We start from the raw sequence: 20,689 nt of genomic DNA on the forward strand, positions 1-20,689 counted from the left end.
TGGCCCCCGGCCGGAAGCAGGCGGTGGGGCGGCCGGTGATCGCCCCGGCCCGGCGCCGTCCACGGCCCGGCCCACCGGGTGGGCGGGCGGGCCGGACGGGTGGGCCGGCAGGTCAGAGGCCGGCTGCGGCCCGCATCGCCGCGGCCGTCCCGCGGGCGTCGTAGCCGTCCGGGACGCCCTCGACCAGGAACGTCTCGCCCGAGATGTGGGCGGTGCGCAGCGGCAGGATCTCCTGGTAGGCGGGCGAGGCGTACCAGGCGCGGGCCCGCTCGATGTCCGGGAAGCCGATCATGACGATGGTGCCGGGGAAGGGGCCTTCGAGGACCTCGACCTCGGCGCCGTGGACGAGGAAGCGGCCGTCGAAGGGATCCAGGGTCGACTGGATCTCCTCGATGTAGCGCAGGATGTCCTCGTTCAGGGCCTCGGGCCGTATGTGGGCGATGGCGTACGCGGTCATGGTGCTCTCCCCTGTCAACGGGCCCGCGGTTCCCGGGCCGTCGGTCCCATCCTGCCCCGGGGGGCACCCCCCGTGTCGATGACCGCCCAGGTCATGTCAGGTCGCGGTGACGGCCGCCGCGGGGCGGGAGGGGTCGGCGGATCCGTGCGGCTGGAAGGTGCGGCGGTAGGCGATCGGGGAGACGCCGAGGGCGGCGCGCATGTGCTGGCGCAGGGAATTGGCGGAGCCGAAGCCGGCGCGGTGGGCCACGAGGTCGACCGGCAGGTCGCTGGACTCCAGCAGCTGTCGGGCGATCTCCAGCCGTTGGGTGGTGAGCCACTGCACCGGGGTCATGCCGACCTCGTCGCGGAAGCGCCGGGTGAAGGTGCGCAGGCTCATCCGGGCGTGGGCGGCGAGTTCCGCGAGGGCGATGGGTTCGGCGAGGCGCTCCAGGGCCCAGGCGCGGGTGGCGGTGGTGGTGGCGACGGTGGGTTCGGGGACGGGCCGGTCGATGTACTGGGCCTGGCCGCCGTCCCGCCACGGCGGTACGACGCACATCCGGGCGGCCCGGTTGGTGATGGCGACGCCGTGGTCGCGGCGGACCATGTGCAGGCACAGGTCGACGCCCGCCGAGACGCCGGCCGAGGTCAGGACGTCGCCGTCGTCGACGAAGAGGACCTCCTCGTCGACGAGGACCCGGGGGTAGGCCCGGCGGAATTCGGGGGCGAGGTTCCAGTGGGTCGTGGCGGGGCGGCCGTCGAGGAGACCTGCGGCGGCGAGGACGTAGGAGCCGCTGCAGATGGAGACCAGGCGGGTGCCGGGCCGGATGCGGGCGATCGCCGCGGCCACCTCGGGCGGCAGCGGCCCCCCGAGGGCCAGCTCGGGCATGGCGTGGGTGGGCGGGATGATCACGGTGTCGGCGGCGGCGAGGGCCTCGGGCCCGGCGGCGGGCTGGATGGCGAACCCGGAGTCGCTGGTCACCGGGCCGCCGTCGGCGGTGCAGACGACGACCTCGTACAGGGCGGCGCCGTCGTCGTCGACGGCGCTGCCGAAGACGCGGGAGGGGATCCCCAGCTCGAAGGGCGGGAAGCCGGGCAGGGCGAGTACGGCGACCAGGTGGCGGCCGTCCGCGCCGCTCCGGCCCGCCGGCGTCGCGGGGTGCGTGGGGTCCGTACGCGTCTCGCTCATGGCCAGATCCTGTCACATGGTGGCCGGACGGCCAACACTGCGGAAGGCCGCCGTGTCCGAATGTGGGACGTGCAGCCGGGGAACGCCCCGGTGAGGACGCAATCGGACGGAATGAGGCGGACAGACATGCGCGCGATGGTCGTGAACGAGTGGGGCGGTCCCGAGAACCTGGTCGAGCGGGAGATCGAGCGCCCGGAGCCCGGTCTGGGCGAGGTCCTCGTCCGGGTCCACGCGGCCGGCGTGAACCCGGTCGACTGGAAGACCCGCGCGAGCGGCGCCCTGATCGGCTGGGGCGAGACCCCGATCGTGGGCTGGGACGTCTCCGGCACCGTCGAGGCGGTCGGCCCCGGCGTGACCCTCCACGGCGTGGGCGACGAGGTGTTCGGGATGCCGCTCTTCCCGCGGCAGGCCGGCGGCTACGCCGAGTACGTGGTGGCACCGGCCCGGCACCTCGCCCGCAAGCCCGCCTCCCTGGACCACGTACAGGCGGCCGCGCTGCCGCTGGCGGCGCTCACCGCCTGGCAGGCACTGGTGGACACCGCCGACGTCACGGCGGGGCAGCGGGTCCTGGTGCACGCGGCGGCGGGCGGCGTCGGCCACCTGGCGGTGCAGATCGCCAAGGCGCGCGGCGCGTACGTCATCGGCACCGCGAGCGCGGCCAAGCACGAGCTGCTGCGCGAGCTGGGCGCCGACGAGCTCATCGACTACCGGGAGCAGGACTTCACCGAGGCGGTCGCCGAGGTGGACGTGGTGATCGACGCGCTCGGCGACGGGACCGCCGAGCGCTCCCTGAAGGTCCTGAAGGCCGGCGGCCACCTGATCTCGCTGCCCGGGCCGGACTCCGTCCCCGCGGACGCGGGCACCGCGCGGGCGGTGTGGCTGCTGGTCGAGCCCGACCTGAAGGGCTTGGAGGGCATCGCCGCCCTCGCCGACCGGGGGGTGCTCAAGCCCCTGGTGGACACGGTGCTGCCGCTGGAGCGGGCCGCGGAGGCCCACGAGATCGGCGAGCGGGGCCGGACCACCGGCAAGATCGTCCTGACGGTGGTCTGACCCGAAGGGGCGTACGGCCACTACGAGCCGCCACCGCCCGTCCGGCCGGTACGTCGACCGCGACCCGGCCGGCCGGTACCGGCGGCAACGACCCGCACCGGGCCGCGCGTCAGACCGCGGCCGCGGCCCGGGTCGTCGTCGCGATGGTGGCGGAGCCGACGACGCGGGTGCCGTCGTAGAGCACGATCGCCTGGCCCGGGGCCACGCCGCGGACCGGCTCGGTGAAGGAGACGCGCAGCTCGTCGCCCACGAGCTCGGCGAAGACCTCGGTCTCGCCGCCGTGGGCGCGCAGCTGCGCGGTGTAGGTGCCGGGGGCTGCGGCCGTGGAGCCGCACCAGCGGGGCCGGATCGCGGTGAGGGCGCTGACGTCCAGGGCTTCGACGGGGCCGACGGTGACGGTGTTGTTCACCGGCGAGATGTCGAGGACGTAGCGCGGCTTGCCGTCGGCGGCGGGGTGCCCGATGCGCAGGCCCTTGCGCTGGCCGATGGTGAAGCCGAAGGCTCCCTCGTGGGTGCCGACCTTCTCCCCGGTCTCGTCGACGATGTCGCCCTCGGCCTTGCCGAGGCGGTTCGCGAGGAAGCCCTGGGTGTCGCCGTCGGCGATGAAGCAGATGTCGTGGCTGTCGGGCTTCTTCGCGACGGCCAGGCCCCGCTCCTCGGCCTCGGCGCGGATCTCTTCCTTGGTGGTGAGGGTGTCACCGAGCGGGAAGAGGGCGTGGGCGAGCTGCTTCTCGTCGAGCACGCCCAGGACGTACGACTGGTCCTTGGCCATGTCGGAGGCCCGGTGCAGCTCGCGGGTGCCGTCCTCGTTCAGGACGACGGTCGCGTAGTGGCCGGTGCAGACGGCGTCGAAGCCGAGGGCGAGGGCCTTGTCGAGCAGCGCCGCGAACTTGATCTTCTCGTTGCAGCGCAGGCAGGGGTTCGGGGTGCGACCGGCCTCGTACTCGGAGATGAAGTCCTCGACGACGTCCTCGCGGAAGCGCTCGGCGAGGTCCCACACGTAGAACGGGATGCCGATGACGTCGGCGGCGCGACGGGCGTCCCGGGAGTCCTCGATGGTGCAACAGCCGCGGGCCCCGGTCCGGAAGGACTGCGGGTTCGCGGAGAGCGCCAGGTGGACGCCGGTGACGTCGTGCCCGGCTTCGACCGCGCGGGCGGCGGCGACGGCGGAGTCCACGCCGCCGGACATGGCGGCCAGGACGCGAAGGGGACGGGCGGTGCGCGGCAGGTTCTCAGTCATAGCACCGTCCAGGGTACGGGGAACCGAGCGGGGTCACAGCGCGTTATCGGCTGTGGGGGGTGGATCACATGACGGAGCAGACGGACAAGGGCGGAAAAACGCCGCGCAGGACCCGCAGGGCGGTGCTGTTCGGCGGGCTCGGCGTGCTCGCGGCGGCGGCGGTCGTCGGGCGCGAGGAGATCGGCCGGGCCTGGTGGCTGATGCCGGGGGTGTCCAAGCCCCGCAAGGAGGGCGAGCTCGACCACGCGGGCGCGAACTGGACGGCGGCGTCGCCCGCGAACTGGCGGCTGGCCGACCGGCCCGACGACTACCGGGTGGACCGGATCGTCGTGCATGTCACACAGGGCGGCTTCGCCTCCTCGGTGGACGCGTTCAAGAACCCGTGGCACAAGGCGTCGGCGCACTACATCGTGCGCCAGGACGGGCACATCGAGCAGATGGTGCGCGAGCTGGACGTGGCGTACCACGCGGGCAACCGCTCGATGAACGAGCGCAGCGTCGGCATCGAGCACGTGGGCTTCGTGCACCGGCCGCAGGACTTCACCGACGCCATGTACGCGGCCTCGGCGAAGCTCGCGGCGGACGTCTGCCGCCGCTACGGGATACCCGTCGACCGCAAGCACATCGTGGGCCACTCCGAGGTGCCGGGCGCCGACCACACGGACCCGGGCCGCCACTGGGACTGGGACCGCTACATCCGGATGACCGCCGAGGCACTCGCCGCCACGCCCGAGGGCTGAGCCCGGCCGGGGCCCCGCACCGGGCGGCGGACCGAACCGTTACCCCACGACCCCTGACCGCCGCGCCGGCGCCATCGGACACTTGGGGCGTCGACGGGGGGTCGGCGGAATCGGGGGCGGTAGCGGCATGCGGCGCGAACTCTCACACGTCATCCGGGTCGGCTGGCTGGTGGCGGCCGTCGTGTTCACGCCGGTGTGGCCGCTGATGGGCGACGACGCATCGGCGGTCCCCACCCGCGTGATCGTCCACGGCGGACTCATGACCGTCTTCGGGATCCTGCCCGCCTACGCCCTCGCCGTGCGGAAGGTATGGGACCGGACCCGGCTGCCGCTGTGCGTCCGGCTCGTGTTCACGGCCTTCGCCTGGTCCGCCGTGCTGTCCCTCTTCGTGGGCGTGCTGATCGCGGCCCTGCCGCACGGCTGGGGCGCCCTGGAGTGGGAGCAGCTGCGGCTCAGGACCCTGTGGATCGCCACGTTCCTGGTTCCGGCGAGCCTGTTGACCTGGCTGGCGTTCCTCTGGGCGGACTGGATCCGCGTCCCCGACGCCTGAGTCGGCGTCGAGGGGTTCCGGATCAGCTGAGGCCCGCCGTGCGGGCTCGGGTCACCGCCGGGCCGATGGCGGCGGCGACCGCGGCGACGTCCTCCTTCGTGGAGGTGTGGCCGAGGGAGAACCGCAGCGTTCCGCGGGCCAGTTGCGGGTCGGTGCCGGTGGCCAGCAGGACGTGGCTCGGCTGGGCGACGCCGGCGGTGCAGGCGGAGCCGGTGGAGCACTCGATGCCCTGTGCGTCCAGGAGCAGCAGCAGGGAGTCCCCCTCGCAGCCGGGGAAGCTGAAGTGGGCGTTGGCCGGGAGGCGGTCCTCGGGGTCGCCGCCGAGGACGGCGTCGGGGACGGCGTCGAGCACGGCGCCGATCAGCTCGTCGCGCAGCGCGCCGACCTCCGCCGCGAACCGTTCGCGCCGCTCGGCGGCGAGTACGGCGGCCACCGCGAAGGCGGCGACGGCCGGTACGTCGAGGGTGCCGGAGCGGACGTGTCGTTCCTGCCCGCCGCCGTGGAGCACGGGGACGGGGCTCTGGTCGCGGCCGAGCAGCAGTGCGCCGATGCCGTACGGGCCGCCGATCTTGTGCGCGCTGACGGTCATGGCGGCGAGGCCGCTGTCACCGAAGCGGACGTCGAGCTGCCCGAAGGCCTGGACGGCGTCGGAGTGCAGGGGGATCCCGTGCTCGCGGGCGATGCCGGCCAGTTCGCGGACCGGCATGACGGTGCCGATCTCGTTGTTGGCCCACATGACGGTGGCCAGGGCCACGTCGTCCGGGTCGCGTTCGACGGCCTCCCGGAAGGCTTCCGGGTGCACGCGCCCGTGCCGGTCGACGGGCAGGTACTCGACGCGGGCGCCCTCGTGCTCGGCGAGCCAGTGCACGGCGTCGAGGACGGCGTGGTGCTCGACGGGGCTGGTGAGGACCCGGGTCCGGGCGGGCTCGGCGTCGCGGCGGGCCCAGTACAGGCCCTTGACGGCGAGGTTGTCGGCCTCCGTGCCGCCCGAGGTGAACACCACCTCGCTCGGCCGGGCACCGAGGGCTTCGGCGAGGGCCTCGCGGGCCTCCTCGACGGTGCGGCGGGCGCGGCGGCCGGCGGCGTGGAGGGAGGACGCGTTACCCGTGGCGGCGAACTGCGCGGTCATCGCCGCAGCGGCCTCCGGCAGCATCGGGGTGGTGGCGGCGTGGTCGAGGTAGGCCATGATCCCCCGATTCTACGAGTCCCCGGGGGCCGGGATCCCCAGCGGGCGGGGGCAACCGGACGGCCCCCGCCGGTCCGCGCCGTCGGGGCGGCTACCTCGGGGCCCGTGCGAGCTGCCGGGACTGGGCCACGAGCCGGTCCGCGGAGTCCCAGACCTCGGCGTCCTCCTCCAGGAAGCCGCCGGCCATGTTGCGGGTGGTGATGGAGACGCGCAGCGGCCCGGGGGCGGGACGGCAGCGGATGTGGGTGGTCAGTTCGACGGTCGGGGCCCAGCCGACGAGCCCGAGGTCGAAGGCGGTGGGCGGCAGCGCGTCCACCGCGAGGAGCAGGGAGAACGGGTCGGGGTCGCGGCCGTCGGCCAGTTCGAACCAGGCCCGCATCTCGCCCTTGCCGGAGGGCGCTCCGACGGCCCAGCCGGCGGTCGCCGGGTCGAGCCGCAGCCGGAGGCGGTCGACGATGGCGGAGCTGCCGGGGATGGGGGCGGGTCCGGCCTCGGCGCCGAGGCAGTCCTCGTAGGCGGGGAAGGCGGGCGGCACGGCGGCGGTGTGCACGACGTCGGGCAGCGCGGCGAGGTCGCCGTAGGAGGCGAGGACGCGGATGCGCTCGACCTCGGCGCCGTTCTCGTCGAACTGGAACAGCGAGGCCTGGCCGGTGGAGAGGGTGCGGCCGACGCGGACGACCTGGGTGCGGATGACGGCGGGGCCGGGCACCGAGGACGTCAGGTAGTGCGCGGAGACGGTGAAGGGGTCCGGGTGCGGCAGGGCGGCCGACAGGGCCCGGCCGACCAGGGCCAGCAGGTAGCCGCCGTTGACGGCGGTGATGATCGTCCAGCCGGCGGAGAGTTCCGCGTCGTACACGCCGGGCTCTCCCGCGCGGGGGGAGATGTCGGTGTCGCGGTCGAATTCGCTGTCGCCGATGGAGGCCTGGGCCGCTGCGTATGCCATGGAACGACGGTACACCGGGAGGCTACTAAGCGGTAGCTTTTGTTTTCTTCCCCGGCCCGGGCCGCCCCGCCGTGCCCGTTACGGCTCCTCGGCCACCGACGAGCGCCGGTTCCAGGCCAACGGCGCCCGCCAGTGGTAGCGCATGGCGAGCAGCCGCAGCACGAAGGTGGTGACGATCGCGAGGCCGGTCGTCACCGCGTTCAGCGTCTCGAAGGCGATGAAGAGCGCCACCATGGCCGCGCCCACGACGGCCGGCACGGCGTACATCTCCCGGTCGCGGAGCAGCGACGGCACCTCGTTGGCGAGGACGTCGCGCAGCACGCCGCCGCCGACCGCCGTGGCCAGCCCCAGGGCGGCGGAGGCGGTCAGCCCGAGGCCGTACTCGTAGGCCTTGGTCGTGCCCGTCACGCAGAACAGACCGAGGCCCGCGGCGTCGAACACGTTGATGGCCCGGTTGATCCGCTGGACCTCGGGATGCAGGAAGTAGACGAGCGCGGCGGCGATCAGCGGCGTGACGAAGAAGCTCAGCTCCCCGAAGGCCGCGGGCGGGACGGCGCCGATGCACAGGTCGCGCAACAGGCCGCCGCCCAGGGCGGTGACGAGGGCGAGCACGGCGATGCCGAAGACGTCGAAGTTCTTGCGCACGGCGAGCAGCGCGCCCGCGGTGGCGAAGACAAAAATGCCCGCGAGGTCCAGGGCGTGCTGGATGCCGGGCGGGAAGAGATCGTGGAGCACCCCGCCATTGTCGCCCGGAAACGGAGCGGGGCCCCCGGGACGTGTCCCGGGGGCCCCGCGCTCCGGCGCCGGCGCCGGTCTCGTCCGCTACTCCGGGACCGACACCACCGCGTCCGCCGCGCCGGGCAGAGCCTTGTCGCCCGGAGCCTGGTCCGGGGCGTTCTCGGGGTGGTGGCAGGCGACCTGGTGGCCGGTGGCCAGGGTCAGCATCGGGGGCTCCTGCGTCGTGCAGATCTGCGTGGCCTTCCAGCACCGGGTGTGGAAGCGGCAGCCGCTCGGCGGGGAGATCGGCGAGGGCACGTCGCCCTTGAGCAGGATGCGGCCGCTCTTCGCGCCGCGCCGCCGCGGGTCCGGCACCGGCACGGCCGACAGCAGCGCCTTGGTGTACGGGTGCATCGGGGTCTCGTAGAGCGACTTGCGGTCGGTCAGCTCCACGATCTTGCCGAGGTACATCACCGCGATGCGGTCCGAGACGTGCCGGATGACCGACAGGTCGTGCGCGATGATCACGTACGTGAGGCCGAGCTCCTCCTGGAGGTCGTCCAGCAGGTTGACCACCTGGGCCTGGATCGACACGTCCAGCGCGGACACCGGTTCGTCGGCGACGACGAGCTTCGGGTTCAGGGCCAGGGCCCGGGCGATGCCGATGCGCTGGCGCTGGCCGCCCGAGAACTCGTGCGGGTAGCGGTTGAAGTGCTCGGGGTTGAGGCCCACGAGCGACAGCAGCCGCTGCACCTCCGCCTTGAGCCCGCCCTCCGGGGAAACCCCCTGGAGCTTGAAGGGGGCTCCGACGATGGTGCCGACGGTGTGCCTCGGGTTCAGCGAACCGTACGGGTCCTGGAAGATCATCTGCACGTCGCGGCGCAGCGGTCGCATCCCGGCGACCCCGAGGTGCGTGATGTCGCGCCCCTCGAACTCGACCGTGCCGCCCGTCGGCTCCAGCAGGCGCGTGATCAGCCGGCCCATCGTGGACTTGCCGCAGCCGGACTCACCGACGACGCCGAGCGTCTCGCCGCGGCGGACGTCGAAGTCGATGCCGTCCACGGCCTTGACCGCCCCGGTCTGGCGGCGCAGCAACCCCTTGTTGATGGGGAAGTGCTTGACCAGCCCGGTCACCCGCAGCAGCGGCTCCGCGTCGGATCCCTCGGCGGTGGCCTGCGCGACGCGCCCGGCGGGGTCCTTCGCGGCGTCCTTCTTCATGTCGGTCACAGCTTCGGCGCAATCTCTTCGGTCCAGATCCGGGTCCGCTCGTCCTGCGACATGTGGCAGGCGGACCAGTGCCGGCTGTCGTCCTGGACCAGCTCGGGCCGCTGGGTGCGGGTGATGCCGCCCTTGGGGACGTCGGCGTACGGGCAGCGCGGGTTGAAGGCGCAGCCGCTCGGGATGTTGATCAGGCTGGGGGGTGAGCCCTTGACCGGGATGAGGCGCTCGGTCTGGTCGCGGTCGATGCGCGGCATCGAGCCGAGCAGGCCCCAGGTGTAGGGGTGCCGGGGCTCGTAGAACACCTTCTCGGCGGTGCCGCGCTCGATGCACCGGCCGCCGTACATCACGAGGATCTCGTCGGCCATCTCGGCGACCACGCCCAGGTCGTGCGTGATCATGATGACCGCGGAGCCGAACTCCTTCTGCAGGTCGCGGATCAGGTCCAGGATCTGCGCCTGGACGGTGACGTCCAGGGCGGTGGTCGGCTCGTCCGCGATGAGCAGCTCGGGGTTGTTGACGAGCGCCATGGCGATCATCGCGCGCTGGCGCATGCCGCCGGAGAACTCGTGGGGGTACGCGTCCACGCGCCGGTGGGGCTCGGGGATGCCGACCCGGTCGAGCATCTCGACGGCCCGCTTGCGGGCGGTCTTCTTGTCGACCTTGTGGTGGGTGCGGTACGCCTCGACGATCTGCGCGCCGACCGTGTAGTACGGGTGCATCGCCGAGAGCGGGTCCTGGAAGACCATCGCCATCTTGCGGCCGCGGAGCTTGCGCACGTGGTCGGCGTCGGCCGCGACGAGGTCCTCGCCGTCGAGCCGGACCTCGCCGGAGATGTGCGGGCGGCTGCGGGCGTTGCCGGTGCGGTGCAGTCCCATGATGGCCAGCGAGGTCACCGACTTGCCGGAACCGGACTCGCCCACGATGCCGAGGGTCTTGCCGCGTTCCAGGTCGAAGGAGAGCCCGTCGACGGACTTGACGAGGCCGTCGTCGGTCGGGAAGTGCACCCGCAGGTCGCGTACGGAGAGGTACGCGCCGTCCCGCGGGCCGGCCTGTTCGGGGACGAAGGCGGGTCCGCCGGAGGCGGTGGGGGTGGAGGCGGGGGTCTCGGTCACGTCAGCCTCACGCGCGGGTCGATGACGGCGTACAGCAGGTCCACGATCAGGTTTGCCATCACCACGAAGAGCGCGGCGAGCAGGGTCACTCCCATGATCACGGGGAGGTCGCCGGCGCCGATGGCGGCCACGGCGGCCGTGCCCAGCCCCTGGAAGTTGAAGGTCGTCTCGGTGAGCACCGCGCCGCCGAGGAGTCCACCGAGGTCGAGGCCGAACATGGTGACGATCGGGGTGAGCGTGGACCGCAGGGCGTGCTTGCGGATGACCACGCCCTCCTTGAGGCCCTTGGCGCGGGCGGTGCGGATGTAGTCCTCGCCGAGCACTTCGAGCATGGTCGCCCGGGTGATGCGGGCGTAGGTCGCGGCGAAGAGGAAGGCCAGGGTGATCCAGGGCAGGATCAGGCTGTTGAGCCAGGCCAATGGATCCTCTGTGAGTGGCTGGTAGTTGGAGACGTCCAGCCAGCCGAGGCCGTAGACGAAGATCGCGGGGGCCACCATGCCGGTGAAGAAGATCGGCAGGGAGACGCCGGCGAGGGCGCCGACCATGACGGTCCGGTCGATGGCCGTGCGGCGCTTGAGCGCGGAGACGACGCCCGTGGCCACACCGGCGATCACCCAGATCACGGCCGCCCCGAGGGCGAGCGAGAGGGTGACCGGCATGCGGTCGAGCATGGTTTCCCAGACGGGGGCCTCGGTCTTGAAGGAGTAACCGAAGCAGGGCGCCGCGCAGTGCGTGACATCCGTGCCGCCGTCGTAGTCGCGGCCGACGAAGATGCCCTTGAGGAAGAGCAGGTACTGCTCGGAGATGGGCTTGTCGAAGCCCATCTTCACGCGGATGCCCGCCAGCGCGGTCTCGTTGGTCTCGCGGCCGGCGTACATGAGCGCGGGATCGCTGCCGGTCAGCTTCGGGACCGCGAAGAAGATGCCGAAGGTGACCACGGAGACCACCAGCAGCGTGGCGGCGACGTTGAACAGCCGCCGTATGAGGTAGACGAGCACTGCAGTCGGCCGCCCGGGGCGGGTGGCCGCCGTCCCTCGTGGGGACGGCGGCCACCGCCTGCGGCCTTCACCTGCCCTTCGGACTAGCGCATGTGCGGTGAAGGCACTTACTTGCGTGCTGAGTTGCTATGAACCTGGCCTGCGACTACTTGGCGGCGATGCCCACCGTGGCAAGGTCGATCTTGCCCATGGAGTCGTTGAAGTAGACGTTCGTCAGGCGCGGGTTGTGGTAGACGAAGGCCTTGTCGAAGTTGATCGGCAGGTAGAGCGCCTTCTCCATGACCTTCTTGTTGATCTCCGTGTAGAACGGGGCCGCTGCCTCCGGCGTGGCCGCGGAGGCGGCCTTGTCGAAGAGACCGTTGACCTCGGGGTCGTTCAGCTCGGTGTAGTTGTTGTTGCCGTTCGGCAGGATGAACGAGCCGTCGACCAGGGGCTGGAGGAAGCCGGCGCCGGAGTTGTAGTCGGCACCCCAACCCATGACGATGATGCCGTAGTTCTTCTTCTTCACGTTCTCGGGCGAACCGATCGTGGAGGAGGAGAGCTTGCCGTCGTACTGGTCGATCGTCGCCTTGATGCCGACCTTGGCGAGGGCCGCCTGCAGGGACTCCGCGCTCTTCACCTCGGGCGCGCGGTTGTTGCGCACGGCGATGGTGGTCTCGAAGCCGTCGGGCTTGCCACAGGCCTTGAGGGCCTCCTTGGCCTTGGCCTCCTGCGGCTCGCCCTTCGTCAGGCCGAACGGGTCGAAGGCCTTGTCCGAGCCGGGGATGCCGGGCGGCAGCATGTTGGCGCCGAGGTCACCGCTGGTCGGGCCGCCGCGGGCGGTCTGCAGCGACTTCGGGTCGGCCGCGTAGATGACGGCCTTGCGGCACTCGACGTTGTCGAACGGCGCGACCGACTGCGGGAAGGCGAAGTAGCGGATGTAGCCCGTGAACGGGTTGTCCGCGTTCTTCTTGAGCTTCTCGTCCTTGAGGACCTTGTTCTTGCCGGCCTGCTGCATGCCCGTGCCGTCGACCGCGAGGTCGATGTCACCGGACAGCAGGCGCTGGTCCATGTCGTCCGGGTTGGTCGTCACCGTGAAGGAGACCTTGTCCGGCAGACCCTTGCGGATCGTGTCGGTCTTCGGGTCCCAGTTCTCGTTGCGGACGAAGGTGGCGCCCTTGCCCGCGGTGAAGCTCTCCACCTTGTAAGGGCCGGTGGACAGCGGCTTGTTGGTGTACGTGGCGCCCGTGTCCTTGGCCGCCGGGACCGGCGAGGAGGACGGCATGGCCAGCAGGTAGCTGAAGTCCGAGTTGGCGCTCGCCAGGTTGAAGACGACCGTCTTGTCGTCCGGCGTCTCGACGGACTTCAGACCCATCTTGTTCGGGTCGGTGTCCTTGTACGGGCCGGGGTACTTCTGGCCCTGGTCGAGCAGGTCGATCAGGTACGTCGGACCACCGGACAGCACGTCCTGCGCGAAGACGCGCTCGATGCCGTATTTGATGTCCTTCGAGGTGACCGGCGTGCCGTCCTCGAACTTGACGCCGTCCTTGAGCTTGACGGTGTAGGTCTTGCCGTCGTTGCTGAGCACCGGAAGGGCCTCGGCGAGGTCCGGGACCAGCTTGGTGCCCGCCTCGCCCGGCTTGCTGTCGTACGCGAGCAGCTGGCGCACGTAGAGGCGCTGCATGTTCCACACGAAGCCGTAGTAGGCACGCGCCGGGTCGAGGTAGTCGACGTCCTGCGGCGACCAGAGCTTGAGCTCCCCGCCCTTGGCGTCCGAGGGGTTCACGAGGCCGGTGGTGGCCGCGTTGAACGCGGCTCCGCCGTCACCGCCCTTGCCCTCGGTCTTCTTGCCGTCGCCGTCACCGCCACCGCACGCGGCGGTCAGGGACAGGGCGGCGATCACGGCGGTGATCGCGAGTGCCTGCTTTCTGCGGATCACTATTGTCCAACCTCCATAGGTGGGTGAATCGAGAAGCGGTTCAGCTGCCCTTGGGGTCGAGTGCGTCACGCAGCCCGTCCCCGAAGAGGTTGAACGCCAGGACGGTGATGAAGATCGTGATACCCGGGACCACCATGTACATGGGGTCGTCCTGGTAGATGGGGATGGCGTCGGACAGCATCTTTCCCCAGGAGGCGGTGGGCGGCTTGACGCCGGCACCGAGGAAGCTGAGGGCGGCCTCCGTCAGGATGTTGGTCGGGATGATCAGCGTCGCGTAGACGAGGATCGGCGCGACCAGGTTCGGCAGCAGCTCCTTGATCAGGATGTAGCCGCGGCCGGCGCCCAGACTGCGGGCCGCCTCCACGTACTCGCGCTCCCTCAGGGAGATCGTCTGACCGCGGACGATGCGGCCGATGTACGGCCAGCCGAAGAAGCCGATGACGACGATCAGCACGCCCATGCGGACGCCCGAACCCTCGAAGCCCAACAGGGAGTTGGGGACGACCGAGACCAGCGCGATGGTGAAGAGCAGCTGCGGGAAGGCCAGCAGCAGGTCCATCAGGCGGCTGATGACGCCGTCCACCCAGCCGCCGAGGAAGCCCGCCAGCGCGCCGAGGAAGCTGCCGATGACGACCGACACGAAGGCCGCGAGGAACGCGACGACCAACGAGATGCGGGCGCCGTAGACGATCCGGCTGAACACGTCGCGCCCGTTGGTCGGTTCGACGCCCAGCAGGAACTCGGAGCTCATGCCGCCGAAGGAGCCGATCGGCGTGCCCAGGTCCGGGTCGATCATGTCCTCGTGGAACTCGTTGGGCGGGTGGCCCAACAGGCTCACGATCTGCGGTGCGAACACCGCGATCAGGATCAACAGGATCACGACCACGCCGCCGGTCAGCGCGACCTTGTCACGCTTGAGCCGCATCCAGGCGATGCGGCCGGGCGAACGGCCTTCGATGGCTTTGGCAGGGACGTCGGCTACGGACACGGGTGCGGGTGTTTCCGCGCTCGTGTCGTGCAGTGGTGCCGTCATCGTGGTGGGGACCCCTCTCGGCCGACGGGTGGTCGGCCCATGCCCGCCGCTGTGGCGGCGTTGGTGCGGAGTGGCGCTCGGAGTGCGTGGTACACGCAGAACGCGTGCGGAGTGCAGGGTGCGGAGCAGCTGAAGTGCGGAAAGTGCGGGAAGTGCCGTGCGGAACAACAAGCGAAGTCCACGTGCCGAACCGGGTCCCGCAGGACTGACCGGCTCTTGGGTGGGGAGTCTTCATCGGGCGCTCGACCAGCCGCCAGACCCGCAGATGAATGGATGCGCAACCGTGATCTGACGCATCGGTTCCCGTTATCCGGACTCCGCTGTCGGCTCAGCGGAGCAAGACCGGCCGTTCGGTACCTAACCGGACATCGCGCCCAACTCACTGGAGGAGTGCGCCTATTGGGCGCCCATCGGGGATGAAATCCGGACAAGACGAGAGCCGCCGGGAACCGTGGTTCCCGGCGGCTCGAAGTCCGTCGAAGGGGTCCGTCCCAGAGTGCGGGCAACGTGCCCGAATTCCCTGTAGGCGACCTGGTGAAAGCCCTCCGGGAACGCCCCGGCGGCCTCCGGCGCGCGTCAGTGGACCGCCGCCTGGCCCTCCCGGTCGTAGAACGGGCGGGTCTGCGCGCGCAGCCACATCGCCACCGGGTCGTGCTCGTCCGCCAGCGCGACGGTGCACACGGGCACCCCCTCGGGCACCGCCCCCACCGACTGCCGCATCATCTCCCGTACGGATTCCAGGGCGGGCGCGGAGGCGTCGTAGAGGTCGAGGCCCACCGCCAGGTAGGCCGACCCCAGCGAGGGCTGCACCCAGGCGCGGCGCAGCGAGCGCACGGCCGGCGTGCGGTGCGCGTGGCGGGTCAGCAGCCCGTAGAACTGCGGGAGCTCCAGGGAGGGCTCGGAGAGCCGCAGCGGGCCCGCCGGCATCCGGTCCAGGCCGGTGGCGATCCGGCGCAGGTCTGCCCACGGCACGCCGAGGCCGCCGCCCTGGGCGTGCGGGTTGACCCACAGGCCCCAGCGGTCCGGGTAGAGGGCGCGGGCGATGTCCCGGCCGGTGACCACCTCGTAGCCGCGGTTCCAGCCGCTCGCGGCCAGTTCCTGCGGCGAGGTCACGCAGGGCGCGTAGCCGAGGCCCTCGACCTCCATGCCCCCGTACTGGGCGTCCGGTGAGCCCGGCTGCCCCTGCCACAACAGCATCCACAGCCGGCCCTCCGCGAGGGCGTGCAGCAGTGACTCGTAGCTCTCATAGCGCCCGGGAGTCACCTGGCGCAGCATGTGCTCGACCTGCCCGGCCGCGGCCGTGCCTGACGCACTCACCCGGTACCCCTCTTCGTCCGCCCGTCGTCCACACGTACCAACCAGCTTAAGCGGCGCTACGGGAGGTAGAAGGGGCGTACGCGCTCACGAATCCACTCCGTGACCGGGTCCTCGGCGGCGTCCAGCAGGATCAACTGCACGGTCCAGGGCACCGGTACGCGCGCGAGGGCCCGCCCGAGGGCCTCCAGCGGGGCGCCGCGGAACTCGGGGTCCCATCCCACCAGCCGGACACCCACGTACAGCTCGGGGGCCCCGCCCTCCACGCTGGCCAGGCAGCGGTGGGCGGCCGCGACGACCCCGGTGCCGCGGAACTCCTCGGCGGCGGCGGCCAGGAAGTCGACCGGGTCCTCCTGCCAGTCCGGCTCGAAGAGCCGTACGCGACCCCCGGTGGCCGGTCCGTCGAGCGGGCCGAGGCCGGCGCGGCACAGCTCGGCGACCGCGGCCGGGGGCAGCGGAACGCCGACGGCCCCCTCCGGGTTCACGGCGATGCCGAGCTGCGGGGGCAGGCCGCGGGCGAACTCCACGGCCGGGGCGATCGCGAAGTCCATGCCGGGGCCGGCGCAGAACCGGAACTGGGCCTCGGAGCTGTAGACGGGGACGTACGCCTCCCCGCCGATCACCATCGTCGGCAGGCTGAGGCTGCCCCGGTCCGGGCCGCCTCCCTCGGGCAGCGGTACCCAGACCGCGCTGCGCCCGAGCACCTCCAGGATCCGCTCCCCGGCGTCCGTCTGCCCGAGCGCCGCCCCGAGCACCTGCTCCAACTCGTTCGCCGGCCAGCCGCTGCCCTGCATGTACCCCTGCCCTCCGTGTGGTCCCGCCGATGTGCTGCCGAGGCTATCGGCTGCGGGCGGGCCGGCCGGAGTCAGCCGTGGAACGCGATGGAGGTCACGGCTGCGGCGGAACGGCGGTCGAGGAGCGTCGCGGAGGCGCAGCCCGCGGGCGGGCGCCCGGCCTCGGCCTCCCGGAGCAGCCGGTGGACGGCTCCGCGGTGGCGGGCGAAGGCGTACGCGGACACCCGCCGCCCACGCGCCGCCTGCCCGGACAGGGCCTCCTCGGCGGTGGTGTCGAGCAGCAGCAGGTGCAGGGAGGAGCCCCGGCGGCGGGCCACGGAGGCGAGCAGGCCGCGGACCCAGCTCTGGGTGCCGCAGTCGTGGACCACTACGGAATCGCCGGAGCGCAGCTTGCGCCACAGCCCCCAGTAGTGGGCGGCGCGGACCAGCGGTCGGTACGCGGCGTAGGGCAGCGCGGCCGGCATCCGCCGCTCCCAGCGTTCGCGGGCGTCCTGGGAGTCGATGCCGCCCCCCTCGGCGGCGCGCTTGATCAGCGTGCTCTTGCCGCCGCCGGGCAGACCGGACACCACCACGATGTCCCCCGTCGGCCAGCCGAGCCGCTGCGGGCCGCGCACGGCGGATCCGCGCAGGTCACGGACCGGTCCTACGCCCTCGACGACGACGCGCGGATCCACGCCCGCGCCCCGTTGGGTCGGCACGCCGTCGACTCCGGCGCCTCCGGCGCCTCCTCCGACGGGTTGCGTTGTGGTGACCACTCCGAACCTCCGCACAGCGTCTCCCCCCCGAAACGGGGCCGCACGAGCCCCATGCCCACTGAGTGTAAAGAGACGGTAATCCGGCGCCCCCGGTTCCGCTCTCGGCTTTCTTCCGGGCCCGACGGCCCGGTCCCGGACGTCCCGTGCAATGATGTGCGCCATCTGGACACCAACTGCATACCGGCCGCTTGAATCCGCGCGGGAGAGTCCCGGCAGGGCCGCAAGGCCGTGCCCGGGCGCCGAAGGAGCAAGTACCTCCCTTGAATCTCTCAGGCCCCGTACCGCGTGGATGAGGCAGATCTGAAAAGCGAGCCGCGACACGACCGTCCCCGACGGTCGTCGGAGCGTGCTCCACCCAAGGTGCAAGCCGTGGAGTTGACCCGTACGCGCGGGAACTCCCGGCGAACCTCTCAGGTTCCGATGACAGATGGGGAGGATCGTCCTCGTCATGTCATGCCCTGGGACCCGGGAGCCACACCCATGAGCACTGCCCCCCGCCTGACCGCGCTCGACGCGCTGCACCGTTCGCTCGGTGCGACCATGACCGATTTCGCGGGCTGGGACATGCCGCTGCGGTACGCGAGCGAGCGCGACGAGCACAACGCCGTGCGCACCCGCGCCGGCCTGTTCGACCTGTCCCACATGGGCGAGATCACCCTGACCGGCCCCGAGGCCGTCAAGGTGCTGGACCACGCCCTGGTCGGCAACATCTCGACCGTCGGCGTCGGCCGCGCCCGCTACACGCACATCTGTCAGGAGGACGGCGGGATCCTCGACGACCTGATCGTCTACCGCCTGGGCGAGACCGAGTTCATGGTCGTCGCGAACGCCTCCAACGCCCAGGTCGTGCTGGACGCGATCACCGAGCGCGCCGCCGGCTTCGACGCCGAGGTCCGTGACGACCGTGACGCGTACGCGCTGATCGCCGTCCAGGGCCCGGAGTCCCCCGGCATCCTGAAGTCCCTCACGGACGCCGACCTGGACGGCCTGAAGTACTACGCGGGCCTGCCGGGCACCGTCGCGGGCGTGCCCGCGCTGATCGCGCGCACCGGCTACACCGGCGAGGACGGCTTCGAGCTGTTCGTCGCCCCCGAGCACGCCGTGGAGCTGTGGCAGGCGCTGACCGCCGCGGGCGCGGGCGTCGGCCTGGTCCCGGCCGGTCTGTCCTGCCGCGACACCCTGCGCCTGGAGGCGGGCATGCCGCTGTACGGGCACGAGCTGACCACCTCCCTCACCCCGTTCGACGCGGGTCTGGGCCGGGTCGTGAAGTTCGAGAAGGAGGGCGACTTCGTCGGCCGCGCCGCGCTGGAGGCCGCCGCCGAGAAGGCCGCCGCGAACCCGCCGCGCAAGCTGGTCGGCCTGATCGCCGAGGGCCGCCGCGTCCCGCGCGCCGGTTTCCCGGTCGTCTCCGACGGCAAGGTCATCGGCGAGGTCACCTCGGGCGCCCCGTCCCCGACGCTGGGCAAGCCGATCGCGATGGCGTACGTCGACGCGGCCCACGCCGCACCCGGCACCTCCGGCGTGGGCGTCGACATTCGCGGTACGCATGAGCCGTACGAGGTCGTGGCCCTGCCGTTCTACAAGCGGCAGAAGTAGTCCCGCACACGGCATCGCGGCACGGACAGCCGTACGGACACCCGTACGGCGCCGTCTCGTACCGTCTCACCAACCAAGACCGCTGTTCGTATCCACTCCCCCGCATCCAGGAGAATCAGGTCATGAGCAACCCCCAGCAGCTGCGTTACACCAAGGAGCACGAGTGGCTGTCGGACGCCGTGGACGGCGTCGCGACGGTCGGCATCACGGAGTTCGCGGCCAACGCGCTCGGTGACGTCGTCTACGCCCAGCTCCCCGCGGTCGGCGACACCGTCACCGAGGGCGAGACCTGTGGCGAGCTGGAGTCGACCAAGTCGGTCAGCGACCTGTACTCCCCCGTCTCCGGCGAGGTCGTCGAGGCCAACCAGGACGTCGTCGACGACCCGGCCCTCGTGAACACGGCCCCGTTCGAGGGTGGCTGGCTGTTCAAGGTGCGCCTCTCGGACGAGCCCAAGGACGTGCTCTCGGCCGAGGAGTACGCCGCGCTCACCCACTCCGACAACTGACACCCCAGGGGATCTCGATGTCCGTACTGAACACGCCCCTCCACGAGCTCGACCCCGACGTCGCCGCGGCCGTCGACGCCGAACTCGTGCGCCAGCAGTCCACCCTGGAAATGATCGCGTCGGAGAACTTCGCTCCCGTCGCCGTCATGGAGGCCCAGGGCTCGGTCCTGACCAACAAGTACGCCGAGGGCTACCCCGGCCGCCGCTACTACGGCGGCTGCGAGCACGTCGACGTCGTCGAGCAGATCGCGATCGACCGGATCAAGGCGCTCTTCGGCGCCGAGGCCGCGAACGTGCAGCCGCACTCCGGTGCGCAGGCGAACGCCGCCGCGATGTTCGCGCTGCTGAAGCCGGGCGACACGATCATGGGCCTGAACCTGGCCCACGGCGGTCACCTGACCCACGGCATGAAGATCAACTTCTCCGGCAAGCTCTACAACGTGGTCCCGTACCACGTCGACGAGACCGGCGAGGTCGACATGGCCGAGGTCGAGCGCCTCGCCAAGGAGTCCAAGCCGCAGCTGATCGTCGCCGGCTGGTCCGCGTACCCGCGCCAGCTGGACTTCGCCGCCTTCCGCCGCATCGCGGACGAGGTCGGCGCGTACCTGATGGTCGACATGGCGCACTTCGCCGGTCTGGTCGCCGCGGGCCTGCACCCGAACCCGGTGCCGCACGCCCACGTCGTCACCACCACCACGCACAAGACCCTCGGCGGTCCGCGCGGCGGTGTCATCCTGTCGACGCAGGAGCTGGCCAAGAAGATCAACTCCGCGGTCTTCCCCGGCCAGCAGGGCGGCCCCCTGGAGCACGTGATCGCGGCCAAGGCCGTCTCCTTCAAGATCGCGGCCTCGGAGGGCTTCAAGGAACGCCAGGTGCGCACCCTGGAGGGCGCGCGGATCCTCGCCGCCCGCCTGGTCCAGGACGACGTCAAGGCCGTGGGCGTGGACGTCCTCACCGGCGGCACCGACGTGCACCTGGTCCTGGTGGACCTGCGCAACTCGGAGCTCGACGGGCAGCAGGCCGAGGACCGCCTCCACGAGGTCGGCATCACGGTCAACCGGAACGCCATCCCGAACGACCCGCGGCCGCCGATGGTGACCTCGGGCCTGCGGATCGGCACGCCGGCGCTCGCCACCCGCGGTTTCGACGCCGAGGCGTTCACCGAGGTCGCCGACATCATCGCGCAGGCGCTGAAGCCGGAGTACGACGCCGCGGACCTGAAGGCGCGCGTCTCGGCGCTCGCCGCGAAGTTCCCGCTGTACCCGTCGCTGTAGCCGACGGACGGGGCCCGGCCGTGTTTTCCACAGGGCCGGGCCCTTCTCATGACCAATGTCCTCGGCGGATGCCGCCCATCGCCTCTTAAACGTTCAAAAAGTGGCAAATAGGCTCGCG

General features: G+C 71.6%; 20 protein-coding genes and 1 riboswitch. Of the genes, 6 read left to right on the forward strand and 14 right to left on the reverse strand.

What is annotated here, in order from left to right:
• Positions 1-112: 112 nt before the first annotated feature.
• Both ACFVS6_RS26740 and ACFVS6_RS26745 read right to left on the reverse strand, forming a co-directional pair.
• Positions 113-457 carry a DUF1330 domain-containing protein gene (locus tag ACFVS6_RS26740; RefSeq protein WP_389707628.1) on the reverse strand — a complete coding sequence of 115 codons (345 nt, stop codon included), beginning with the start codon at positions 455-457 and terminating at the stop codon, positions 113-115.
• A 96-nt stretch (positions 458-553) separates the two neighbouring features.
• The gene (locus ACFVS6_RS26745; protein WP_389707630.1) at positions 554-1,624 is read right to left on the reverse strand and encodes a GlxA family transcriptional regulator; all 1,071 of its coding nucleotides are present in this window, start codon (positions 1,622-1,624) and stop codon (positions 554-556) included.
• Positions 1,625-1,750: 126 nt separating this feature from the next.
• Between ACFVS6_RS26745 and ACFVS6_RS26750 the strand changes: the two genes are divergently transcribed.
• Positions 1,751-2,674, forward strand: a complete 924-nt coding sequence (locus tag ACFVS6_RS26750) for an NADP-dependent oxidoreductase (protein ID WP_389707632.1) — start codon at positions 1,751-1,753, stop codon at positions 2,672-2,674.
• 109 nt (positions 2,675-2,783) lie between these two features.
• Here ACFVS6_RS26750 and mnmA read toward each other — a convergent pair whose 3' ends face one another.
• A complete protein-coding gene (gene mnmA, locus ACFVS6_RS26755; RefSeq protein ID WP_389707634.1) occupies positions 2,784-3,914 on the reverse strand; it encodes a tRNA 2-thiouridine(34) synthase MnmA in 1,131 nt (376 codons plus the stop codon).
• Between the two features lie 68 nt (positions 3,915-3,982).
• Between mnmA and ACFVS6_RS26760 the strand changes: the two genes are divergently transcribed.
• On the forward strand, positions 3,983-4,654 hold the full coding sequence (locus ACFVS6_RS26760; RefSeq protein ID WP_389707636.1) for an N-acetylmuramoyl-L-alanine amidase: 672 nt from the start codon (positions 3,983-3,985) through the stop codon (positions 4,652-4,654).
• Between the two features lie 127 nt (positions 4,655-4,781).
• Positions 4,782-5,204 (forward strand): hypothetical protein, encoded by a 423-nt coding sequence (locus ACFVS6_RS26765; RefSeq protein ID WP_389707638.1) that lies wholly within the window; start codon positions 4,782-4,784, stop codon positions 5,202-5,204.
• Between the two features lie 22 nt (positions 5,205-5,226).
• Here ACFVS6_RS26765 and ACFVS6_RS26770 read toward each other — a convergent pair whose 3' ends face one another.
• From ACFVS6_RS26770 to ACFVS6_RS26820, 11 genes are all read right to left on the reverse strand, one after another.
• The gene (locus ACFVS6_RS26770; RefSeq protein ID WP_389707640.1) at positions 5,227-6,390 is read right to left on the reverse strand and encodes a cysteine desulfurase family protein; all 1,164 of its coding nucleotides are present in this window, start codon (positions 6,388-6,390) and stop codon (positions 5,227-5,229) included.
• Positions 6,391-6,481: 91 nt separating this feature from the next.
• Entirely contained in the window at positions 6,482-7,333 is an 852-nt protein-coding gene (locus ACFVS6_RS26775) for a thioesterase family protein (RefSeq protein ID WP_389707642.1), read from the reverse strand.
• Between the two features lie 78 nt (positions 7,334-7,411).
• Positions 7,412-8,068 carry a trimeric intracellular cation channel family protein gene (locus tag ACFVS6_RS26780; RefSeq protein WP_281208049.1) on the reverse strand — a complete coding sequence of 219 codons (657 nt, stop codon included), beginning with the start codon at positions 8,066-8,068 and terminating at the stop codon, positions 7,412-7,414.
• 87 nt (positions 8,069-8,155) lie between these two features.
• A complete protein-coding gene (locus tag ACFVS6_RS26785) occupies positions 8,156-9,268 on the reverse strand; it encodes an ABC transporter ATP-binding protein (protein ID WP_389707715.1) in 1,113 nt (370 codons plus the stop codon).
• A 5-nt stretch (positions 9,269-9,273) separates the two neighbouring features.
• On the reverse strand, positions 9,274-10,281 hold the full coding sequence (locus ACFVS6_RS26790) for an ABC transporter ATP-binding protein (protein ID WP_281208082.1): 1,008 nt from the start codon (positions 10,279-10,281) through the stop codon (positions 9,274-9,276).
• A gap of 98 nt (positions 10,282-10,379) precedes the next feature.
• Positions 10,380-11,381, reverse strand: coding sequence for an ABC transporter permease (locus tag ACFVS6_RS26795; RefSeq protein WP_281208050.1), 1,002 nt, complete (start codon positions 11,379-11,381; stop codon positions 10,380-10,382).
• Between the two features lie 145 nt (positions 11,382-11,526).
• A complete protein-coding gene (locus ACFVS6_RS26800; RefSeq protein WP_389707645.1) occupies positions 11,527-13,299 on the reverse strand; it encodes an ABC transporter substrate-binding protein in 1,773 nt (590 codons plus the stop codon).
• Between the two features lie 40 nt (positions 13,300-13,339).
• On the reverse strand, positions 13,340-14,332 hold the full coding sequence (locus tag ACFVS6_RS26805) for an ABC transporter permease (RefSeq protein ID WP_281208051.1): 993 nt from the start codon (positions 14,330-14,332) through the stop codon (positions 13,340-13,342).
• Positions 14,333-14,908: 576 nt separating this feature from the next.
• Positions 14,909-15,649: an enhanced serine sensitivity protein SseB C-terminal domain-containing protein gene (locus ACFVS6_RS26810; protein WP_281208052.1), complete on the reverse strand. Its 741-nt coding sequence runs from the start codon at positions 15,647-15,649 to the stop codon at positions 14,909-14,911.
• 56 nt (positions 15,650-15,705) lie between these two features.
• On the reverse strand, positions 15,706-16,440 hold the full coding sequence (locus ACFVS6_RS26815) for an enhanced serine sensitivity protein SseB (RefSeq protein ID WP_389707648.1): 735 nt from the start codon (positions 16,438-16,440) through the stop codon (positions 15,706-15,708).
• A gap of 71 nt (positions 16,441-16,511) precedes the next feature.
• Entirely contained in the window at positions 16,512-17,138 is a 627-nt protein-coding gene (locus ACFVS6_RS26820) for an AAA family ATPase (RefSeq protein ID WP_389707650.1), read from the reverse strand.
• Positions 17,139-17,384: 246 nt separating this feature from the next.
• A riboswitch (glycine riboswitch) is annotated at positions 17,385-17,489 on the forward strand.
• 186 nt (positions 17,490-17,675) lie between these two features.
• Here ACFVS6_RS26820 and gcvT point away from each other — a divergent pair.
• The 3 genes from gcvT (at position 17,676) to glyA (ending at position 20,571) form a co-directional block, all read left to right on the forward strand.
• Entirely contained in the window at positions 17,676-18,791 is a 1,116-nt protein-coding gene (gene gcvT / locus ACFVS6_RS26825) for a glycine cleavage system aminomethyltransferase GcvT (RefSeq protein WP_389707652.1), read from the forward strand.
• Positions 18,792-18,913: 122 nt separating this feature from the next.
• Complete coding sequence (gene gcvH, locus ACFVS6_RS26830) at positions 18,914-19,297, forward strand: glycine cleavage system protein GcvH (protein ID WP_281208055.1); 384 nt, start codon at positions 18,914-18,916, stop codon at positions 19,295-19,297.
• A 17-nt stretch (positions 19,298-19,314) separates the two neighbouring features.
• The gene (gene glyA / locus ACFVS6_RS26835; RefSeq protein ID WP_389707654.1) at positions 19,315-20,571 is read left to right on the forward strand and encodes a serine hydroxymethyltransferase; all 1,257 of its coding nucleotides are present in this window, start codon (positions 19,315-19,317) and stop codon (positions 20,569-20,571) included.
• The last annotated feature ends 118 nt before the right edge of the window (positions 20,572-20,689 follow it).

It is taken from the genome of Streptomyces sp. NPDC057939, assembly GCF_042887545.1.
Classification (GTDB): domain Bacteria; phylum Actinomycetota; class Actinomycetes; order Streptomycetales; family Streptomycetaceae; genus Streptomyces.